General features: G+C 67.8%; 14 protein-coding genes. 5 read left to right on the forward strand and 9 right to left on the reverse strand.

Annotation, left to right across the window (positions count from 1 at the left end; all coding sequences use genetic code 11):
- Window positions 1–2,253, forward strand: a 2,253-nt coding sequence (locus tag CKO31_RS19615) for an EAL domain-containing protein (RefSeq protein ID WP_200240686.1), incomplete at its 5' end; no start/stop codon positions are given.
- Window positions 2,254–2,290: 37 nt separating this feature from the next.
- Here the strand turns inward: CKO31_RS19615 and CKO31_RS19620 are convergent.
- From CKO31_RS19620 to CKO31_RS19645, 6 genes are all read right to left on the reverse strand, one after another.
- Window positions 2,291–3,205: a 5'-nucleotidase gene (locus CKO31_RS19620; protein WP_200240721.1), complete on the reverse strand. Its 915-nt coding sequence runs from the start codon at window positions 3,203–3,205 to the stop codon at window positions 2,291–2,293.
- A 154-nt stretch (window positions 3,206–3,359) separates the two neighbouring features.
- Complete coding sequence (locus CKO31_RS19625; RefSeq protein WP_200240723.1) at window positions 3,360–3,785, reverse strand: hypothetical protein; 426 nt, start codon at window positions 3,783–3,785, stop codon at window positions 3,360–3,362.
- 274 nt (window positions 3,786–4,059) lie between these two features.
- A complete protein-coding gene (locus tag CKO31_RS19630; RefSeq protein ID WP_200240688.1) occupies window positions 4,060–4,692 on the reverse strand; it encodes a nucleotide-binding protein in 633 nt (210 codons plus the stop codon).
- 142 nt (window positions 4,693–4,834) lie between these two features.
- A complete protein-coding gene (locus tag CKO31_RS19635; protein WP_200240690.1) occupies window positions 4,835–5,716 on the reverse strand; it encodes a hypothetical protein in 882 nt (293 codons plus the stop codon).
- A 102-nt stretch (window positions 5,717–5,818) separates the two neighbouring features.
- Window positions 5,819–9,751 (reverse strand): efflux RND transporter permease subunit, encoded by a 3,933-nt coding sequence (locus CKO31_RS19640; protein WP_200240692.1) that lies wholly within the window; start codon window positions 9,749–9,751, stop codon window positions 5,819–5,821.
- A 218-nt stretch (window positions 9,752–9,969) separates the two neighbouring features.
- Window positions 9,970–11,148 (reverse strand): efflux RND transporter periplasmic adaptor subunit, encoded by a 1,179-nt coding sequence (locus CKO31_RS19645; protein WP_200240694.1) that lies wholly within the window; start codon window positions 11,146–11,148, stop codon window positions 9,970–9,972.
- A gap of 612 nt (window positions 11,149–11,760) precedes the next feature.
- Here CKO31_RS19645 and CKO31_RS19650 point away from each other — a divergent pair.
- A complete protein-coding gene (locus CKO31_RS19650) occupies window positions 11,761–13,215 on the forward strand; it encodes a dynamin family protein (RefSeq protein ID WP_200240695.1) in 1,455 nt (484 codons plus the stop codon).
- 19 nt (window positions 13,216–13,234) lie between these two features.
- A complete protein-coding gene (locus CKO31_RS19655) occupies window positions 13,235–14,203 on the forward strand; it encodes an ROK family protein (RefSeq protein ID WP_200240697.1) in 969 nt (322 codons plus the stop codon).
- Between the two features lie 103 nt (window positions 14,204–14,306).
- Here the strand turns inward: CKO31_RS19655 and CKO31_RS19660 are convergent, their stop codons facing one another.
- The 3 genes from CKO31_RS19660 to nagZ form a co-directional block, all read right to left on the reverse strand.
- On the reverse strand, window positions 14,307–14,729 hold the full coding sequence (locus CKO31_RS19660) for a hypothetical protein (RefSeq protein ID WP_200240698.1): 423 nt from the start codon (window positions 14,727–14,729) through the stop codon (window positions 14,307–14,309).
- 384 nt (window positions 14,730–15,113) lie between these two features.
- Window positions 15,114–15,605, reverse strand: a complete 492-nt coding sequence (locus tag CKO31_RS19665; RefSeq protein ID WP_242475529.1) for a DUF29 domain-containing protein — start codon at window positions 15,603–15,605, stop codon at window positions 15,114–15,116.
- A gap of 345 nt (window positions 15,606–15,950) precedes the next feature.
- Window positions 15,951–17,075 carry a beta-N-acetylhexosaminidase gene (gene nagZ / locus CKO31_RS19670; protein ID WP_200240699.1) on the reverse strand — a complete coding sequence of 375 codons (1,125 nt, stop codon included), beginning with the start codon at window positions 17,073–17,075 and terminating at the stop codon, window positions 15,951–15,953.
- A 322-nt stretch (window positions 17,076–17,397) separates the two neighbouring features.
- Here nagZ and CKO31_RS19675 point away from each other — a divergent pair, with 322 nt between their 5' ends.
- Complete coding sequence (locus tag CKO31_RS19675) at window positions 17,398–18,078, forward strand: NUDIX hydrolase (RefSeq protein ID WP_200240700.1); 681 nt, start codon at window positions 17,398–17,400, stop codon at window positions 18,076–18,078.
- A gap of 100 nt (window positions 18,079–18,178) precedes the next feature.
- Window positions 18,179–19,264 (forward strand): quinolinate synthase NadA, encoded by a 1,086-nt coding sequence (gene nadA, locus CKO31_RS19680; RefSeq protein ID WP_200240701.1) that lies wholly within the window; start codon window positions 18,179–18,181, stop codon window positions 19,262–19,264.
- Window positions 19,265–19,320: the final 56 nt, after the last annotated feature.

The raw sequence follows: 19,320 nt of genomic DNA on the forward strand, positions 1-19,320 counted from the left end.
GCCCAGCCCGCCGCCCAACCCGCCGCTGGCCACACCCTGCTGGTGATCCTCGGCCCCACCGCCTGGGCAGCGCAGACGGCGGCGCTGTTGCAGGGCGCGCTGCCCGGCGCGGTGATCCGCATCTGTACGGACACCACGGCACTTGCTCCGCTGTTGGAGGGGCATCGCAACGCCATGGTGGTGGTCAGGGTCGGTGCCGACACGCCCACCGCACCCCTGGTGGCCATTGCGCGGCAGGCGAAAGCACCCGGGCTCGTGCTGGCGGCGGCACCGGACGCGGCAGCGAGCGTCCTGCTCGAGCTGATATCCGCCGGTGCCGTAGGTCTGGCACGCGACAATGACGGCGCCGCACTCACCGCGGCGCTGCGCCGTGGCGCGAGCACCACCGATGCCGGCCCCGACGCTGCGCCGGGAGCCGCCGCCAGCAGCGCCTTGGGCACACTGGCGGACCGCATCGAGCAACCGCTGGTCCTGGTGCGAGATGGCGTTGTTGTGCACGCCAATCCGAGCTTCTGCCGGCTGCTCGGACTCGCGAATACCACCGCGGTCCGCGGCCGGCCGCTGGCCGACTTCGCCGCACCGCACGCCGCCCGGGGGCTAGCGGCTCTGCTCGCCCGGGCATTGCTGCTGGATCTGGAGGAGCACACCCGGGAGACCTTGGACTTCCTGCCGCAGACCGGAGCGGCCTTCAGCGCCGAGGTGTCGGCTGCGCCGCTGGCCCTCGAGGGCGCTCAGGGGCTGGCCGTCATGGTCACGCCCGCAACAGCTGGCATCGAGGCTGCTGTCGCTCGGGCCACGACACCAGACCATCGCCGGCTGCTGCAACGTCTGACCGCGCTGATGGACGATGCCAGCCCTGTGGAGCGCAGCTCGGCCCTGGCTCTAGTCGTCGTCGGCGGCTACAGCGAGCGCCGCCGCAATCTCGGCTTTACCGGCGCGGCGGCCCTGCTGCGCTCTCTGGCGGACTGTCTCGCGGACGCGGCACCGGCGCAGAGCAGCACCTTCCTGGTCGCCGACGACAGCGTGGCCGTCTTGGTGGAGGACCTGAGCGGCGCCGAGCTGGAGCCACTGCGGCGCCGCCTCGCCGCCGCACCGGCGGCCGCCGCGGCAGCCGCGGTGCGGCAGCTCGTGATTCGCATCGGCATCGCGCGGGTGGCACCGGGCGCAGGCGCACCATCGAGCTTGTTGGATGCTGCGCTCGCGGATGCAGAATCGGATCGACAAACCACAGCCGAGTCGGTCGGCCATGACACCACGGAAGGTCTCGATCTGCTCGCACCGAGCTACAGCCTGGACTCGCATCAGCCCCCCTCACTGTCGCCGACGGCGCAACCGGCGTGTGCAACGCCGCCGCCGGCTGCGCCATCGGCGTACCCGGCGAGCCCGGCTTGCGAGCCAAAACAAGCGCGCAGCTCAGCGGCGGGGGACGAGGCCGGCAACGCAGCGGGACCGAGTGACCTCGACGAGCGCATTCGGGAGGCGCTGGACAGCCAAGGCTTCCAGCTCGCCTTGCAGCCCATCGTGAGCCTCATGGGCGACAGCCGCGAGCATTACAGCGTGCTGCTACGCCTGCGCTGCCGCGATGGCAGCCTGGCCAGCGCGGAGCAGATCCTCGCCGCCGATGCCGCACGCGGGCGTATGGCGGACATCGATCGTTGGATGATCCGCTCGGCGCTGGCTCTGCTCCGTCAGCGGCGGCGTATCGGCGAAAAGACGGCCTTGTTCATCAGCCTGTCGGCGGAGATCCTCGCCGACGCACAGCTCCTGATTTGGCTCTGCGACGCGCTGCGCGAGTACGAGATCCGCGGCAGCTGGCTGACGTTTCAGATGCGCGAGCAAGACGCCCTGGCCCACTCCGAGCGCTGGGCAGACCTGGTGACGGGGCTGCGGGAGATCCGTTGCCGCATCGGACTGAGCCAATGCGAGCGCGTGGACAGGCTCCATAGCCGTGCTGCGGGCGAGCCGGATTTCCTCCAGCTGGCACCGAGCCTCGCGGCCGGTCTCTCCGGCGACAAGCACAAGCAGCAGCGTTTGCTCGAGCTGACCCGTCTGGCCCGGGCTCGACAGGCCCGCACCATCGTCACCGGCGTCGAAGACAATCAGTCCCTGAGCTTCCTATGGGATGCCGGTGTCGAGTATGTGCAGGGCAACCAACTGCAGGCGCCGGCGAGCGGCTTGGATCTGCCCGCGGCCCCCGAGCCCGAAGGCTCTCGGCCTGACGGCGATACCCACCGGCTGTCACTGCACCTCTAGACGCAGGCCGAAAGCGGGCTGAAACGCTATGCTCGCCTCAGCCCGCATTCGCCACGCCGTGCGGCACATGACCTGTGGCCACCCGCCCGCGGGCATCCGCGCAGTGCCCTTCCTGGTCATCGAAGTAGATATCCGCATCGAAGGCCTCCAGAAAAGGCCCCTTGGGCAGGCCGCCGAGAAACAGCGCCTCGTCGATGCGGATCCCCCAATCCCTGAGGGTGCGGATGACGCGCTCGTGGGACGGCGCCCCGCGGGCGGTGATGAGCGCCGTGCGCAGCGGCGCGTCGCGGGGCGGAAACAAGGCCTGAATGCGATGCAGCGCCAGCAGGAAGGCCTTGAAGGGCCCGGCGGACAGGGGTACGGCAGCGGCCGCCACCTCGCGCTCGTTGAAGGCGGCGAGGCCCTCGCTGCGATAGACACGCTCGGCCTCATCGGAGAAGAGCACGGCGTCGCCATCGAAGGCAATCCGCACCGGTGCGTCGGCATCGCCGGCGGACCTCGCCGGTGCCGGCATCAGCGTCGCGGCAGCGCAGCCCGCCGCCAGCGCCTGGCGAACGTCATCCGGGTCCGCCGACAAGAACAGGTGGGCATCGAAGGCACTCACATACCGATAGGGACTCGCACCGCTGGTGAAGGCCGCCCGCGTAATGTCGAGCCCGTGGTGGTGGATGGAGTTGAACACCCTGAGCCCGGTGTCAGAGCTGTTGCGGGACAACAGGATGATTTCCACCCGCCCGGCGTCGCCGATGCGCTCGTTCAGTGCAAGCAGCTTCTCCACCAGGGTAAAGGCGATGCCCGGCGACAGCACATCGTTTTCCCGCGCCACCTGATAGGCATGGTAGGCATCGACGCCTTCCTGCTCGAAGACGCGATGGGACTCATCGAGATCGAACAAAGCCCGCGAGGAGATAGCAACCGTCAGGCGGATGGGCTTGGTGGCGCCGCCGTCCATGTCAGACCCGGGGGCGCGGCGCCCCTCGCCGATGAGCCCTGCAACAGTGGGCTGTGGAATCGCCAGAGGCTCGCTCGTCGTCACCGGGGGAAGTCAGCAGGGGGGGAAGTCAACCGGGTGGAGGTCAGCAGGGCGAGATGTCGCCAGGGCGGTGTCACCAGGGCATGAAAGTATTGATGAAATGCATCGGCCGGCCGATGTTGCGATTCATGAGGCCGAGGTCGTCGCGCATGTTTGCGGTGGTATAGGTCATGGACTGCATGGACTGATCCATGCCCTGCATGGTGGTCAGCATGGGCTCCAGCACGCTCACGTCCCGGGCCATGGAGTCGACGCCCACGGCCATGGTGCGCACGTTTGAGCTGATCTGGCCCATGTTGTCGGAAATAGACTGCATATTGCTGGCCAGCACCGTCATGTTCGAGTCGACACTGATAGCCAGATAGTGCACATCCTTCGCCAGACTGAACACCAAATAGAAGCCGTAGGCGGCGAGGATGATGAACGCGAACAGCGACGGGTAAACGATGAGCTCCCAGCGACGCGCACTGTTCTCGAAGGCCTGGGAGAGCCGATCCATCGCAAAGGCGTTGGCCTGGGAGTCCGTGGCATCGTCCTGCAGCGTGTCCGGCGTCTGACCGGGCTCCTGCGGCGCGCCTGTGTCGGAGTCGGATGTGGGATGCGCCATCGCCGTGATTGCCTCAGTGAACGAGTCTTCTTATGCACAGAACAGCTTCGGCGCCGGCCCGTCCCGAGCTCGGGACGGCGTCGAAGGTGCAAGTCTTCGGGTATCTGCCAATAGAGACTAACACAAAGGCTCGGAATTCCCACCGTCCGACGGAACGTGGCGAGAATCAGCTCAACAGATGCGGAAAGAGTGCCGCGGCGAGGGCGTAAAACTCCTTGGCCCCCTTGCCCCGCGGGTCCAGCTCGAAGACGGCGAGCCCCTCACTGAAAGAGCGGCGGAAGACTGTTCGCTGCGACAGGCGCGGCTTGATGTAGCGCACATCGGGCAGGGACACCAACGCGGCCGCGGCCTCGTTGGTCTCGCGTACGGCGTGGTGGGTATCGCCCCGGTTGATGAAGCCGATGATCTCGGGCGGCTTGCTGCGCTCCACCGAGCGCACCAGCCGCGCGAAGCGCTGCGTCGACCAGATATCCGCCTGCGATGGCGGCACTGGCACCACCACCCGATCGCAGAGCCCGAGCGCCGCTCGCACCGAGTCCATGTCGGCGGTGCCGATATCGATAATGGTCTCTTCGTGCTCGGCGAGGCCCTCCGGCGTCAAGGCGCCGCGGTCGCGCACCACCAACCGCGGCTCGAAGCCTTCTTCGGTGCGCACCTCGGTAACATCGGTGAGGGTTGCCTGGGGATCAGCATCCAGGAGTTGGATATCCACGTCGGCCATCGCGAGCCAGACGCCGAGATTGAACGTGAGCGTACTCTTGCCGGAGCCTCCCTTCAGGCTCCCAACCACCGTGATCATGCAGGTCTCGCTCCCCTGGGCCGGCGTCAACAACAGCGCGCAAGCATACCGCAGGCCATCGGCCAGGCCGAAGGCGCCGAGCGCCAACGCGGCTGCGCGAGCCTTGCCCGGGACGCAAGAGCGCGGATCAATCGGTGTTGGCTCAAGGCTGGCTGCGATAGTAGCGCCGGTAGAAATCATCCGGCGGTACCCGCCCGGGTACTGGCGCATAACCGAAGGCGGTCCCGCGCTCGCCTTTCCGGCGTCTCTGCTCCCGAGTGGGCGAGCGATAGCGGCTATCCGAGTAGGGGTCGGCGAAGCGCGGGTCGCGATCCGCGTCGCGATGGCGCTCCTGTTCCCTCGGGCTCAAGGGCCGGAACTGATAGTCATCCAGGCGGCGGTCGGCCGCTGCCTGCTCCAAGTCCGGATCCTCGCGAAAGCGGTACCTGGGGCGTGCCGGCGGTCGGCGCCAGCCTGGGTCGTCCGTATAGCGCCCGCCGTCGGATCTCCATTGCTGTTCCAAGGCCCAGTCGTCGCCCCAGTCGTCGGCCCAGGTATCGACCTGGCGCTCCGCGTAGCCTGCAGGGCCCCGGTCCCGGGGCAAGGGCTGCTGTGCCCAATCCGGCGCGCCATAGCCATTGGGCGAGCGCCGCTCGGCGTCAGGCTCGGCTGTCTCAGAGCGGCGCCGGCGTGCGTCGTCACCGCGGCGTCGAGGTGAGGCGTAGCGTCGAGAGTCGGGCTGATCGTAGCTGGGCTGATCGTAATTGGGCCGGACGTACGCGGAGCCGTCGTCTGCGCCTCGGCTCCACGCGTAGGGCTGGTAAGCGCCGCTGTCGTCAGCCCCGTCGCGGAAGTCATCATAGTGATAGCCGCCGCTGCCGGAGTCGCCGGAGCCGGACTGGCCAGTGCGCACGTCGGGTCGATAACCGCTGCCCTGTTGGTACCAGCCCGGGTCCGGCGCGCCGTAGCGGTCTTCGGCCATCAGCGGGCTCGCGACGAACGCGCCCGGCGCAAGCCAGATGATCAGGGCCAAAAGTCTCAGCATGAGTCACACCACCAGCGGCTGGGTCCATGATCGGCCGCGGCGGGCGGCCGTCGTATTCAGTCTAGCCGCAGCGGCGCCGAGCCACCGGACGGCGGCCCTACTCTACTCGAAGTCCTGCTCGGTATCGTCATCCGTTTTCAAGCGAATGCCGCGCCGTGCCGCCTTCTTCTGCACCTTCGCGACCTTCGACTTGGCCGCCGGAGCGGATTTAGCTGCGGCCTTTTTCTTGGTGGTGCGCTTCTGCGTCTTGCCCGCGCCGGCAGCCTTCTTCGCCGGCACTGCCGCCGCCGCAGCATCGGCAGACTCCGGCTCCGCCGCCTTGACTGCCCCTTGGCCTTCGCTGGTACGCAGCGCGTTTTGGACGTCGGCGTCGGCACTGCGCTGATCATAGGTCAAGTCAGCCGGGCGCTGCGCGCTGCCCGTAGGCGCTGCGCCGCCCCCGTCACTGTCGGGGCCGCCACTGGGCGCATTCCCCGGGCCGCCGCCGCCGGGACCCCGGGCTTGCTTCTTGCGCCGTAGCAGGGTCTTCAGCCAATCGAACAGGAGCAGGAAAATGCCGCGCACCAGATAGAACACCATCATGAGCACGCCGCCGATCTTGGCGAGCACCGGCGAGGGCTCGCGCTGGCGGGCCGGCGCCGCGCGCTCGCGGTCATCGCGGCCGTCGTCCAGCAGCTCTTCCGCGCACGGCACCGTTGTACCCCGGGGTGCACTGGCCACTGCCACCTCACACAGATCCCGGCTCGCGGCGACACAGCCCAGCGGGATGACGATGAGCGTCAGGATGGTGGAGACCAGCACGCCCGATGACAGCGAAATGGCCATGCCCTGGAAGATCGGGTCCGTGAAAATGACGCTGGAGCCCGCCACCAGGGCCAACGCGGTGATAACGATGGGCCGGGTTCGCGTCTTGCAGGCACGGATCACCGCCTCCGCCACCGGCACGCCCTTTTGCACCTCATGGATGGAGAAATCCACCAGCAGGATGGAGTTGCGCACGATGATGCCGGCCAGCGCGATCCAGCCGATCATCGAGGTCGCCGTGAACTCGCCGCCCAGCCCCAGCTCGAACATCAGCCAGTGCGCCGGGATGATGCCGAGCAGGGTGAGCGGGATGGGCGCCATGATCACCAACGGGATCCGGAAGTTGCCGAACTCCCAGACCACCAGGATATAGATCAGCACCAAGGCCACGGCGAAGGCAGCACCCATGTCGCGGAAGGTCTCGTAGGTGACCGTCCACTCGCCGGTCCACTCGAAGCCGGAGACGCGATCCGTCGGCGGCGGCCCAAGCCAGTATGCCTTCGGCTCCGTACCGTCCGGGGCGACATAGCCCATGTCATCGAGCCGGTTTTGCACCTGGAGCATTGCGTAGACCGGTGCGGCCAGATCGCCGCCGACGTCGGCCACGACGTATTCGATGGCGCGCAGATCCTTGCGATAGATGATGTGCTCTTCGGGGACGCGCTCGAAGCGCCCGAGCTCGCGCAGGGGCACGGTGAAGCCCGCGTTGGAGCGGATCGGCAGGTCGCCCAAGCGGTCGATCTGGGAGCGCTCGGCCAGCGGCACCTGGAGCACGATGTGTACTGGCTCGTGGCCGGATTTCATCTTGACGTCGCCGAGGGCAGCGCCGCCGAGGGCCATGGACAGGTTCTGGTTGATGGTGTCCACGGAGATGCCGCGACGCACGGCCTTCTCGGTGTCCACGTCGAAGCGCCAGTAGTCGAAGGGCTCGCGGATGTAGTTGTCGACGTCCCGCGTACTCTCGGCCTGCGCGAAGATGTCCGTCAGATCGCGGGCGAAGTCCCGCCGGACCTCGGCCGAGGGACCGTGCACCTCCGCCACCACGGATTGGAGCACCGGCGGGCCGGGCGGCATCTCCACCACCGCGATGCTGGCGCCGCTCTCGTCCGCCAAGGGCTTGAGCAGGTTGCGCGCCTCGACGGCGATCTCGTGGCTGGAGCGCTTGCGCTTCTTCTTGTTCTTGAGCTGGACCTGAAGCTCCCCCTGCCAGGGCTCCTCGCGCAAGTAGTAGTGGCGCACCATGCCGTTGAAATCGAAGGGCCTTGCGGTGCCGGCATAGAGCTGAAGGGCTGTCACCTCCGGCAGGGTCCGGAGCTTCTCGGCCATGCGGTGGGCCAGGTTGGCGGTCACCGGTAACGCCGTGCCTTCGGGCATGTCCAGCACCACCGAGAACTCGGGCTTGTTGTCCAGCGGCAGCATCTTCACCGGTACCCACTTGAAGTAGAAGAAGGCCAGGGTGAAGAGGAAGGCGCCCCACAAGACCAGCTTGAACACCAGCCGTTTGCGCTTGCTCTCGATCAGCGGGGTCAGGATGGCCACGTAGAGCTTCTCCAGCCCCTCGGCCTCGCGGTGCTCGCGCCGCTCGGCGATCTCCAGATAGCGCATGGAGGGCCGCAGCCATTTGGAAATGGCCAGATAGGGCGTGAACACGAAGGCCGCGAACAAGGAGATCAACATGGCCACCGAGCCAAGCGCTGGAATCGGCTCCATGTAAGGCCCCATCATGCCGCTAACGAACCCCATGGGCAGCAGCGCGGCGATGACCGTGAAGGTGGCGAGGATGGTGGGGTTGCCCACCTCGCGCACGGCGTCCACCGCGGTGTAGTCGTCGGTACGGCCCTCTTCCAGCCAGCGGCGGTAGATATTCTCCACCACCACGATGGCGTCGTCGACGAGAATGCCGATGGAGAAGATCAGCGCGAACAGACTCACGCGGTCGATGGTGTAGCTCGTGACCCAGGCGGCGAAGATGGTCATCAAGAGCACCACCGGGATGACCAGCAGCACGACAATGGCGGGCTTCAACGCGCGGAAGGCCACGAGCACGAGCAGGAACACGAAGAAGGTCGCGATGAAGAGCTTTTTGATCAGGTCCGAGACCTTCTCGTCCGCCGTCTCGCCATAGTTACGGGTGATACTGACTTCGACGTTATTGGGGATACGCCCGCCCTTGAGCTCCTCGACCTTGTCGAGGATGGCGTTGGCGACCGAGACGCCGTTGGTCAGCTCCTTCTTGGCGATGGCGATGGTGACCGCCGGCTCGCCGTCGGCCTCGATGCCTTCGGGGGCCGCAGGCCCGGTGTAGTAAGCCACCAGCTGCTCGGCATCCTCGGGCTGGCGCTTCACCTGGGCTACGTCGTAAACGTACACTGGGATCTCGTTGTACGTGCCCACCACGAGCCGGGCGATCTCATCGGCGCTCTTGAGGAAGGAGCCCGTCGTCACCGAGAAATGTGAGCCGCTGGATTCGACCCCGCCGGCGGTGGACTCCGCATTGGCGCTCTTGATGGTATTGGCGACATCGCCGAGGCTGATGCGATAGCCGGACAGCCGCTCCGGGAAGGCGTTGACGGTGATCTGCTCGCGTCGCCCGCCGACGATAAACGCGTTGCCCGTGTCCGGCACCTCTTTTAGCACCTGCAAGACGTCCTGGGCCAACAGCCGGAGCTGGCCGTCGTCGACGTCCGGTCGCCCGTCGCCATCCACGTCCTTGGACCAGAGCGTCAGGGTGACGATGGGCACGTCGTCGATGCCCTTGCTCTTCACCAAGGGCGGCATGACCCCGGGCGGGATCTTGTCCATGTTGGAGGCGAGCTTGTCGTTCACTTTCACCAGCGACGGGCCCATCTCCTCGCCCACCTCGAACTGGACGGTGACGATGCCCTGCCCGCGCTCGGCCGCGGAGTAGACGTGGTCGACGCCGGGGATCTCGCTGATCATCCGCTCCAGCGGCTGCATGGCGAGATTGCTCACCTGCTGCGCGGAGGCCCCCGGGTACTGCACCATGATGTCGATCATGGGTACCGAGATCTGCGGGTCCTCCTGGCGCGGGGTAGCGATGAGCCCGAGCAGGCCCATCATCAGCATCGCGACATAGAACAGCGGCGACAGCGGCGAGCGGATGAAGAACCGCGCCGTGCGGCCGGCAAGACCGAGGTCCTCCTCGTCGTAGGGCGGCTCGCTCTTGGGGGGCGTCCCGGTGTTGGCCCGGGTGCTGTCGTCCTGGCTCATGACTGGGTATCGGATTCGAGGTGGAGACGGATCGGTGCAGGCACGCAGTGGTCTGTCGCCGTATTGTCGGGCAGCCCCAGGGGATCGCCGCGGCGCTGGCGATCGCTAGGCGATCACTAGACGATCGATAGGGGCGGTACTCGGAAGTGTGATGCGATGCTCAGGGGTGGCGCCCGGAGCGGCATCTACGCCAGCCGCCGGGCCGGCGTACACGCGGCTCAGCGACCCTCGTCCTGTTCGCGGGACCAGTTGCTCGTGACGTTGGCCCCCGGGTTCTCGAGGATGCGCTCGCCCGGGCGGAGTCCACTCAGCACGGTGACCTTGCCGTCGGGCCGCGGCTCGCCGACGCGGATGAGACGCAGCTCCGGCTTGCCCTGCTCGTCCAGTACATAGACACCGGGCAGACTGCCGTTGAAGCGGATAGCCGAGCGCGGCACCACCGGGTTGACGCGTGCCGGGGCGTTGAAATCGGGCACCAGGACCTTGGCATACATGCCCGGCTCGGAGACGCCCTGGGGCAGGTCGAACTTGACCTTGACGGTATGGCGCTGGGGGTCCGCCATCGGAAAGATCTGCGCCACGCGCACCGGCACCCCGGGCCCGTCGGTCGCCGTGCCGCCGCGCGCCGGCACGTCGAGCTCGGCGCGCAGCATCATGCCCTCGCGCAGGCCCGGGCGCAGGCGAGCCGGAATATCGACTTCCACTTGCAGGTATTCGACATCGGCGTAGTTCATCAGCGGCTGCCCGGGCTGCACGGTGTCGCCGACCTCGATGAACTTCTCGACAATGACGCCGTCGAAGGGCGCCACCGCACGCGCATCGCGCAGCTTGGAGTCCAACGCCCGAAGCTCCGCCTGCAGCGACCGAATGGCGTTGCGCGCCTCTTGGATCTGGGTGCCGGAGGCATACAGGTCCGCCGAGAGCTCCGCATCCTGGTCGCGGTCGCCGATGAAGTCCTCCATCGGGCGAGTAAAGAACTGATCGAACAGGTTCGGCACGCCCATGCCGCCGGGTGAGGAGCGTGAGCGGGGCGAGTAGAGCTCCCGGCCGTACTGCACGCCGGCGTTGCGCAGCTTGGCGTTGGCGGTGGCAAGCTGCGCGATGAGCCCTTCGCGCTTGGCGCGAAGCTCGCTGTCGTCGATGGCGACCAAGGTGTCGCCCTTCTCGAGCTCATCGCCCTCGATGCCGGCGATGTACTGGACACGGCCCGGGAGCTGTGCGGCGAGCGTGACTTCTTTGTAGGGGATGACGGTGCCGCCGACCGACACCGTCGGCAGCCCTTCCGCTTGCTTGACGACATAGACGCCGTCGGCGCCCTGCGCGGCAGCGCCCAAGGCAATGGCCGGCAAGAGACAGGCAGCGAAAAGCCGAGCGACGGCGGGGGAGGTTTTGCCCATGTGTACGGGTTCCTGAAGACAGCGGTATGTGGTGATGCGGGTCGCGGCTTCAGCCGCTGCGCGCTCGGCGGGCAGTGTCGAGATCCGATCAAGCCGACGCAAGTCGCAATGGCGGTCGCTCACCTCGACACGCGCCAGCGACCCGGGCCGGTCGACCGAAACCCGGGCGGCGATGGCAGCGGTGTTGTCGATATCTGTCAGCGCACGCTCCCGGCGCGGGTTGTCTTTATGCTGTGGCTACGACGGGAAAAGCCGCGGCGCAGTCCCCTAGTATCTCGGAATCGTCCGGGGACTTCAAGCAGATAGGCCACTAACCCGATCCAAATCAAGCCGTTGGCTCCGTGTCTTCGACGCGCGAGCGCGCCCGCGAGTGCGCCCGCTCAAGCGGCTGTCTCCATTCGGCAAAACCAGCGTTGCCCGTGCCGCGGCGGTGTATGCCCGATGCTTCGCATATCGTCGTATAGTAACGGCCCGCATGCGCTCGCGCACCGCTCGTACGCTCGCGCCAGGTCGGGGCGCGCCCCGGAGGCTGCACCGCGCCCGCTGGAGCGCCTGCGCCATCGCAAGCCAATACCGGCGGACAACCACCCCACAGCGAAGAGGACACTGCCGATGCCTTCCGCGCTCGGACCGGAAACCGTGCAGCAACGCCTGAGCGATCTCGAGGCCCACCTTGAGCAAGAGAACCCGATCCTGCTCAACGCAGTGCAGAGCTTTCGCACCCTCGACCGGGTCGCCTACGACATGCGCCTGCTGCCGGAGAGCCAATCCTTCGCAAGCAGGGTGCCGTGGTGGCCGCTGATCTCGGTGCTCGGCACCTTCTCCGCGGGTAAATCCACCTTCGTTAACGACTTTCTGGGCCACACCATTCAGCGAACCGGCAATCAGGCGGTGGACGACCGCTTCACGGTCATCGTCTACACCCCGGAGAGCCGCAGCCAGACGCTGCCGGGTATTTCGCTGGACTCCGACCCACGGTTTCCGTTTTATCAGATGTCGCAACAGATCGAGCGCGTTGCCGGTGGCGAGGGCAAGCGCATCGATGCCTATCTTCAGCTCAAGACCTGCCGCAGTGACCGGCTCAAAGGCAAGATCCTGATCGACTCGCCGGGCTTCGACGCCGATGCCCAGCGCGACGCCATCCTCAGCATCACCGACCACATGATCGGGCTGTCGGACTTGGTGATCGTCATGTTCGACGCCCGTCACCCGGAGCCCGGGGCCATGCGGGATACGCTGCAGCACTTGGTGGTGGAGACCAAGCACCGCTCCGACTCCAGCAAATTCCTGTTCGTGCTCAATCAGCTCGACGCCGCCGCGAAAGAAGACAACCCCGAGGACGTGGTCGCGGCCTGGCTGCGGGCCCTGGGCGAAGCCGGCATGACCACCGGTCGCTTTTTCACGGTGTTCAGCCAATCCGCCCCGCCCATCGCCGACGAGACGCGCCGGCAGCGCTTCGAGGCCAAGCGTGATGCGGATCTGGAAGAGATCTACCACCGCATGGACCAGGTGGAGGTGGAGCGCGCGTATCGCATCGTTGCATCATTGCGCGCGGTCGCCAACGAGCTCGCCGATGACACCCTGCCGACGCTGACCCGCGCCGTTCGCAAGTGGCGCGCCCGCACCCTGGTGCTGGATGTGGTGGCGTTGATCGGGGTCGCCGCCGTGTTCCTCGGCTGGAGCATCACCGCCGGTCATTGGGAGGGGCTCGATTATCGCCCCGACTGGCTCGCGTGGATGGAAGCCCAAGGCATTGACTACGCGCTGCAGTATGCGGAGGGCGTTGGCCTGCTGCTCTTGGTGGGCCTGCATTTCGGCGTACGCAGCATTGCCGCAGCTACGGTGCGTCGCTGGCTGCGCCGCACGACCAAGGATAAGGCGCTGCCCGGCGACGTGCTCGCCGCCTTCGCGGCCAATACCAAGCGTTGGGGTCGAGAGCTGGCCGGGCGTCCCTACGGCTTCAGCAGCTGGTCCGAGGGCCGAATCAGCAAAGTACTGCACGACTGCGAGAGCTATGTCCAGAGTCTGAACGAGCGCTTCACGAACCCCAAGGGACTCAGGGACTGACACCCGCGAGGGCATGCCCATGCGCGAGCGCCCTGACAGTGCCGCGCCAACACCGGGGCGCATCGGTATCGACCTCGGCGGCACCAAGATCGAAGGCGCGGTCCTGACTGCCACGGGGCAGCTCAGCCACCGCCGCCGCATCGCGACCCCGCGGCACGACTACGACGCCACCCTCGCCGCCATCGCCGGGCTGGTGGCGGACCTCGGCGCGCAGGCGCCCTGCGCCGCCGCCATCGGTGTCGGCACCCCGGGCGCCATCTCGCCCTTCGACGGTCGGCTGCGCAACGCCAACTCCGTCTGGCTCAATGGCCGCCGACTTGAGGCCGACCTGGCGGTGCGCCTCGGGCGCCCGGTGCGCACCGCCAACGACGCCGACTGCTTCGCGCTGTCGGAGGCCACCGACGGCGCCGCCGCCGGTGCGGCGAGCGTCTTCGGTGTCATCATCGGCACCGGCACCGGCGGCGGCATCGTGGTGCATGGGCGCCTCCAACAGGGCCCCAACGCCATCGCCGGGGAATGGGGCCACAACCCCCTGCCCTGGCCGCAGCCCGACGAGCTGCCGGGCCCGGCCTGCTACTGCGGCCGGCACGGCTGCATCGAGACCTTCTGCTCCGGCCCCGGACTCAGCGCCGCCTTCGAGCGAGCCAACGGCCGGCACCTGGAGGCCGCCGCCATCGCCGCCGCAGCCGCACAGGGCGATGCGAGCGCCGAGGCGGCCCTCAGGACCTACGAGCAACGCCTTGCCCGGGCGCTGGCGGCCGTCATCAACCTGCTCGACCCGGAGGTGATCGTCCTCGGCGGCGGCCTATCGAAGCTGGAGCGCCTGTACCGGCACCTACCCGCCCTGGTGGCCGAGCATGTCTTCTCGGACGGCCTGGCGACGCGCATCCTGCGGCCGCGCTTCGGCGACAGCAGCGGCGTGCGCGGGGCGGCGATGCTGTGGCCGGCGAGCGGCGAAGAGTCCGCTGCTCAGGTCGCCGATGGCTAGGCGCCGTTGAGCAAAGTCGCGCCTGCCGTTGCTTTGGCGCGCCTGTTTTCGCCCATCGTGCTGCCCCGGCCACGGCGGGACGCGGCGTTGGCGTCAGCCCAGCTCAGGATGAGCTCGGCTCCTTTCCCGAGGCAGGCTGGTGGGCGGATCCGGCATTGGCCTGGTCTCGCCGTCTCAGCTTTTTCATGTGGGCCAGCTGAGCGAAGAGCAAATAGACGGCGAAAGCCGCAAAGATGCTCAAGATGATGAGCTCGGCCCCGACAGAGACGTGCGTTTCCATGGTGGGTGTCCGGTGGAGTGGTGCTGATGTGGGCGCGGAGTGTAGCGGCCGCCTTGCCGGCCATTTGCGGGTGTTGCCAGTGCTGTACCTGTTGTTCGGTGCAGCCGCATTTTCAACCCGAGCCCCGGTCCGCCGCGCCCGCCGGCCCTGCTCGCGGGCCGCCCGGCACCAGTTGTACAGCGTCGCTTCGCTGTTGCCCTCCTCCGCCGCCAGCTCGCCCAGCGGGCCGTTGTGCGGCGGCAGCATCTTGCGCAGCAGTGCCTCTTTGCGCTCGTCGGAATATTTCGGCACGGGGCTCTCGTCGTCGCCCCCTGTTGCGGTTGTCTTAGGCGCGCAGATGCGCTTGCATTACCTCACCGTCATTGACGGACCTCGTCCGTCGTTCCTGACGACGGGATGGCGGCGAGTTGTGATCGGGGCCCGCCCGCGCACCGGCTGGGACGATACGTATCTCAACAAGCTGCTCTTCGGGCCACCCAACCTGCCAGCGAAAACGACAACCTCAGCATCTGGGAACATTCGTGCCGGTTGATGCGTTTGCCCAGGCGGATGCGACGATCCGTCAGAGGCGGGCCGGAGTGGTTGCAGGGCAGTGATGCGGCGAGCAATCCACCGCTGCGAACGCCTAGCTCAGCCGCCCGCTGGGTCGGGCAACCAGTCGTCGTCAAGCAGTTGCTCCACCGCGTAGGGGCAATCGCCAGCAAAGGCCCGCGCCGGCAGGCCGGTCTCGGTTTCGGCGAGGCGCAGAGCGCGCGGATACTCGTCTGCGACGAGGTCCTGCACGCGGGGCCGCAGGCTCGGGCTGTCGGCCACCACCACTTGGATCTCCTGGCGGCTGTTCTGGATGGAACGCCGCCAACTCGGCCGCCTCAGGCCCGGTTGGAACTGCCACTTCAGCAGATGCAGCATCAGGTTGCGCAGGTGGCTCCCCAGCGCGCGGCGCTCGCTCTTGCCCACGTCTTCCAGCTCCTCGGCGATGTGCTCCGCGTCGACTTCGCTGAGACGGCCCGCGCGCAGCAGGCAGGCGTTGGCCTCGGCCCAGGCGACGAGGTCCTGCTCGAAGTCGGGCAAGGCGACATCGTCCATAAGCGGGGCCGAGCCCGCTGAGCTTTGGCTTGACATGTCTCTGATCCGATTCAGGCCTGAGGGCTAGAGTATCGTCTCGGCTCAGCGCGGCGTCAAAGGGCACCACAGCGCGTCAAGAAACGCGCGGGTCTCCCACGTAACACCCAAGTGCAAGATACTTTCGCAGCCCTGTGCGCCTAACCTTCCTGATGTCATATAGGCTCCTGGCAGCAACGGCCGGCAATTTCGTGTGTTATTGCGAGGCCAAGGCCACCTATGGCAGGGCGGCGCGCAGGTGAGCGCATCGCAGCCGCCGGCCTTGCCGGGCTGGCGCGGGCGGCGCGTTAAGCCAGCCTCGACGTTGCAGCGCAAATGCCGCCCCCCTTTGATCGCCGGCGAGCCCTAGGCCGCGGTCGCCGCCTCGCGCAGCGCCGCCGCCACGGCTTGATGCTCGGCCGTGCCGATCCGCTCGGCGACGCGAGTCGGGTCGATGTCCGGCTGCGCCCTCAGCACCGATGCCTTGATCCGGCGGATGCGCGCCAGCGATGCCTCGACCGGCGCAATGGGCACCTCCCCGGCCGCGATCTGCGCCGCCAGGGCCTCCATCAGCGCGAACTGGATGTCGGTCTGCGGATGGCGGCCGTCGAGCCCGCCGCCGCCGCCGATGAACAAGTCGCAGCCGGCGTCCACCGCGCGGCGGGTCAGCTCAGTGGCCGGCCAGCGGCCCCAGACGCCGCGCATTTCCATGTTGTCGGTGACGATGAGCCCCTCGAAGCCGAGCTCCTCGCGCAGCAGCCCGGTGAGGATGGGGCGCGATAGGGTCGCCGGCCAATCCGGGTCCAGTGCCGGGTAGAGCACGTGCGCGGTCATCATCGCCGCCACGCCGGCGGCGTTCGCATCCCGGAACGGCGGCAGCTCGATGTCCTCCAGCGACTCGCGGTCGCGACGCACCACCGGCAGCGCCAGGTGCGAGTCGGTGTCGGTGTCGCCATGACCGGGAAAGTGCTTGCCGCAGGCCAGGAGGCCATGGCGCTGATAGGTGTCGATCACCGCCCCGGCCACCGCCGAGACCAGCTCGGGCGTCCCGCCGAAGGCACGGTCGCCGATGATGGGATTGGCCGGATTGCTGTCGACGTCCAGGACGGGCGCGTAGTTGAAGTTGATGCCGACGGCGGTGAGCTCTGCGGCGGTGATGGCCGCGGCCTTGTGCACCAGCTCCAGCGAGCCGGTGCGCCGGTAGAGCCGGCCCAGCACCCGCGCCGCGGGCAGCTCCGTGAAGGGCGCGCGCAGGCGCGCGACGCGACCGCCCTCCTGGTCCACGCTGATGAGCGGCGGGTCGTCCGCGGGATAAAGCCGCCGCAGGTCGCGGCAGAGCCGCGCAACTTCCGCCGGCGTGCCGATGTTGCGGCGGAACAGAATGAGCCCCGCCGGGCGCCAACGCGCGATGGTCTCCGCCAGCGCGGCGTCGACCGCGGTGCCGTCGAAGCCGAGGATAAAGAGCCCACCGGCGAGATGGCGTGCATGCATGGCTCAGGCTCCTGTGCGCTTGGCGCTGTCTTCGCGGCCGGCACGACCGCCGATTCGGGGTGGCCATCGGGATCGCATTCGAAATCGGGATCGAAAACCGGACCGAAAAAACCCGCCCCCCACCGCGATTTCAAACCAGTCCACGGCGTTTGTCGAATCTCGACACACCGCCCACATGACCTGTCGCCATCCCCAGCGGTGCATCTGATCCAGAAGACAGCATGTCCACTGCCGAAACGGCGGCCCGCCTTGCATAAGTGTATCCTCTACACTATGTTCTTAAGCAGAGATCGAGCCCACGGCCGAGCCGACAGCGCCGCCGATGTCCCAACCGAAGCCCCACTGCTACGCCTACCCGCACCCCGCCGTGACCACGGACATCGCCGTGTTCACCATCCGCGAGGACGCCTTGCAGCTGCTGCTGATCCGCCGCGGCAACCCGCCCTATGCCGGCGCCTGGGCGCTGCCCGGCGGTTTCCTGGACATCGACGAGGACCTGGACACCTGCGCGGCGCGGGAGCTGGCCGAGGAGACGGGGGTCCGCGACATCTATCTGGAGCAGCTCTACACCTTTGGGGCCGTAGGGCGGGACCCGCGCGAGCGGGTGGTGAGCGTTGCCTACTTCGCGCTGGCGCCGGCGGGACGCCTGGCGGTGCAGGCCGGCGACGATGCCGCCGCGACCGGCTGGTTTCGGCTGGATGCCCTGCCGGAGCTTGCCTTCGACCACGCCGAAATCATCGCCGCCGCCCACCGCCGTCTGGTGGCCAAGCTGGACTACTCCACCATCGCCTTCCAGTTCCTGCCGGAGACCTTCACCCTGGGGGAGCTGCAGCGGGTCTACGAAACCCTGCTTGACGCCGAGCTGGACAAGCGCAACTTCCGCAAGTGGGCCTTGGCCCTGGAGCAGATCGAGGCCACGGGCGAGGTGCGCCGGCGCGGCAGTCACCGCCCCGCCCGGCTTTACCGGCTCACCGACCGCAAGCAGGTGGCCTTTCTCAGGTGAAGCCCGCAACCATTGCGACCGGCCGCTGCCCCCCGCCTCGTATGGGGTGCTCCATTGGGAGTATCCAGGCCGAGCGCACCGCCGCCAACGGAGACCCACCATGACAACCGCTGCCACCGACAACCCGGACCTCGCCACCCTGGCCCGGGACCGCATGCAGGTGCCCAAGCAGCCGCAGTGGCCGCAGCTCGGCGGCGCCGACAAGGCTGCGCTCAAGGACCGCATCAAGGCCCTGCTCGCCGAGCAGAACGCCGTGCTGGTGGCGCATTACTATGTCGACGGCGATCTGCAGGCCCTGGCCGAGGAGACCGGCGGCTATGTGGCCGACTCCCTGGAGATGGCCCGCTTCGGCAGCGAGTCCGATGCCGAGACCCTGGTGGTCTGCGGCGTGCGCTTCATGGGCGAGACGGCGAAGATCCTGAACCCGGAGAAGCGCGTGCTGATGCCGACGCTGAAGGCCACCTGCTCCCTCGACGAAGGCTGCCCGCCGGATGCCTTCAGCGCCTTCTGCGACGCCCACCCGGAGCGCACCGTGGTGGTCTACGCCAACACCAGCGCCGAGGTGAAGGCGCGCTCGGACTGGGTGGTCACCTCCAGCATCGCACTGCCGGTGGTGGAGCACCTCCATGCCCAGGGCGAGAAGATCCTCTGGGCCCCGGACAAGCACCTTGGCCACTATGTGCAGCGCATGACGGGCGCCGACATCCTGCTCTGGGACGGCGCCTGTGTCGTGCACGAGGAGTTCAAGGGCTTCGCGCTGGACCGCGTCCGGCGCCTGCACCCGGACGCCGCGGTGCTGGTGCACCCCGAGTCGCCGGACGAGGTCGTCGATCAGGCCGACGTGGTCGGCTCCACCACCCAGCTCATCAAGGCCGTGCAGAACATGGCCAACCAGGAGTTCATCGTCGCCACCGACGAGGGCATCTTCTGGAAGATGCACCAGCTGGCACCCGACAAGCACCTCATCGCCGCACCCACCGCCGGCGAAGGCGCCACCTGCGAGAGCTGCGCCCACTGCCCCTGGATGGCGATGAACGCGCTGCAGAACCTGGAGCAGGTGCTGCGCAGCCACGACCAGGAAATCCTCATCGACGAGCCCATCCGCCGGCGCGCCGTGGTGCCCATCCAGCGCATGCTGGACTTCGCCCGCGAGCGCGGCATCGGCGCGCGCAAAGACAGCGACTGAGCCGGCGCGGTGATCTCGCGGCAAGGACGCCGCCCCCACAAGCTCACGCAGAAGAG

The sequence above is a fragment of the Thiohalocapsa halophila genome (assembly GCF_016583825.1).
Lineage (GTDB): Bacteria > Pseudomonadota > Gammaproteobacteria > Chromatiales > Chromatiaceae > Thiohalocapsa > Thiohalocapsa halophila.

Bases quoted from the DNA above. Each gene is read 5' to 3' on its own strand.
- CKO31_RS19620 (WP_200240721.1), bottom strand. From the start codon at position 3,205: ATGGACGGCGGCGCCACCAAGCCCATCCGCCTGACGGTTGCTATCTCC.
- CKO31_RS19625 (WP_200240723.1), bottom strand. From the start codon at position 3,785: ATGGATCGGCTCTCCCAGGCCTTCGAGAACAGTGCGCGTCGCTGGGAG.
- CKO31_RS19630 (WP_200240688.1), bottom strand. From the start codon at position 4,692: ATGATCACGGTGGTTGGGAGCCTGAAGGGAGGCTCCGGCAAGAGTACG.
- CKO31_RS19635 (WP_200240690.1), bottom strand. From the start codon at position 5,716: ATGCTGAGACTTTTGGCCCTGATCATCTGGCTTGCGCCGGGCGCGTTC.
- CKO31_RS19640 (WP_200240692.1), bottom strand. From the start codon at position 9,751: ATGAGCCAGGACGACAGCACCCGGGCCAACACCGGGACGCCCCCCAAG.
- CKO31_RS19645 (WP_200240694.1), bottom strand. From the start codon at position 11,148: ATGGGCAAAACCTCCCCCGCCGTCGCTCGGCTTTTCGCTGCCTGTCTC.
- CKO31_RS19650 (WP_200240695.1), top strand. From the start codon at position 11,761: ATGCCTTCCGCGCTCGGACCGGAAACCGTGCAGCAACGCCTGAGCGAT.
- CKO31_RS19655 (WP_200240697.1), top strand. From the start codon at position 13,235: ATGCGCGAGCGCCCTGACAGTGCCGCGCCAACACCGGGGCGCATCGGT.
- CKO31_RS19660 (WP_200240698.1), bottom strand. From the start codon at position 14,729: ATGCTGCCGCCGCACAACGGCCCGCTGGGCGAGCTGGCGGCGGAGGAG.
- CKO31_RS19665 (WP_242475529.1), bottom strand. From the start codon at position 15,605: ATGTCAAGCCAAAGCTCAGCGGGCTCGGCCCCGCTTATGGACGATGTC.
- nagZ (WP_200240699.1), bottom strand. From the start codon at position 17,075: ATGCATGCACGCCATCTCGCCGGTGGGCTCTTTATCCTCGGCTTCGAC.
- CKO31_RS19675 (WP_200240700.1), top strand. From the start codon at position 17,398: ATGTCCCAACCGAAGCCCCACTGCTACGCCTACCCGCACCCCGCCGTG.
- nadA (WP_200240701.1), top strand. From the start codon at position 18,179: ATGACAACCGCTGCCACCGACAACCCGGACCTCGCCACCCTGGCCCGG.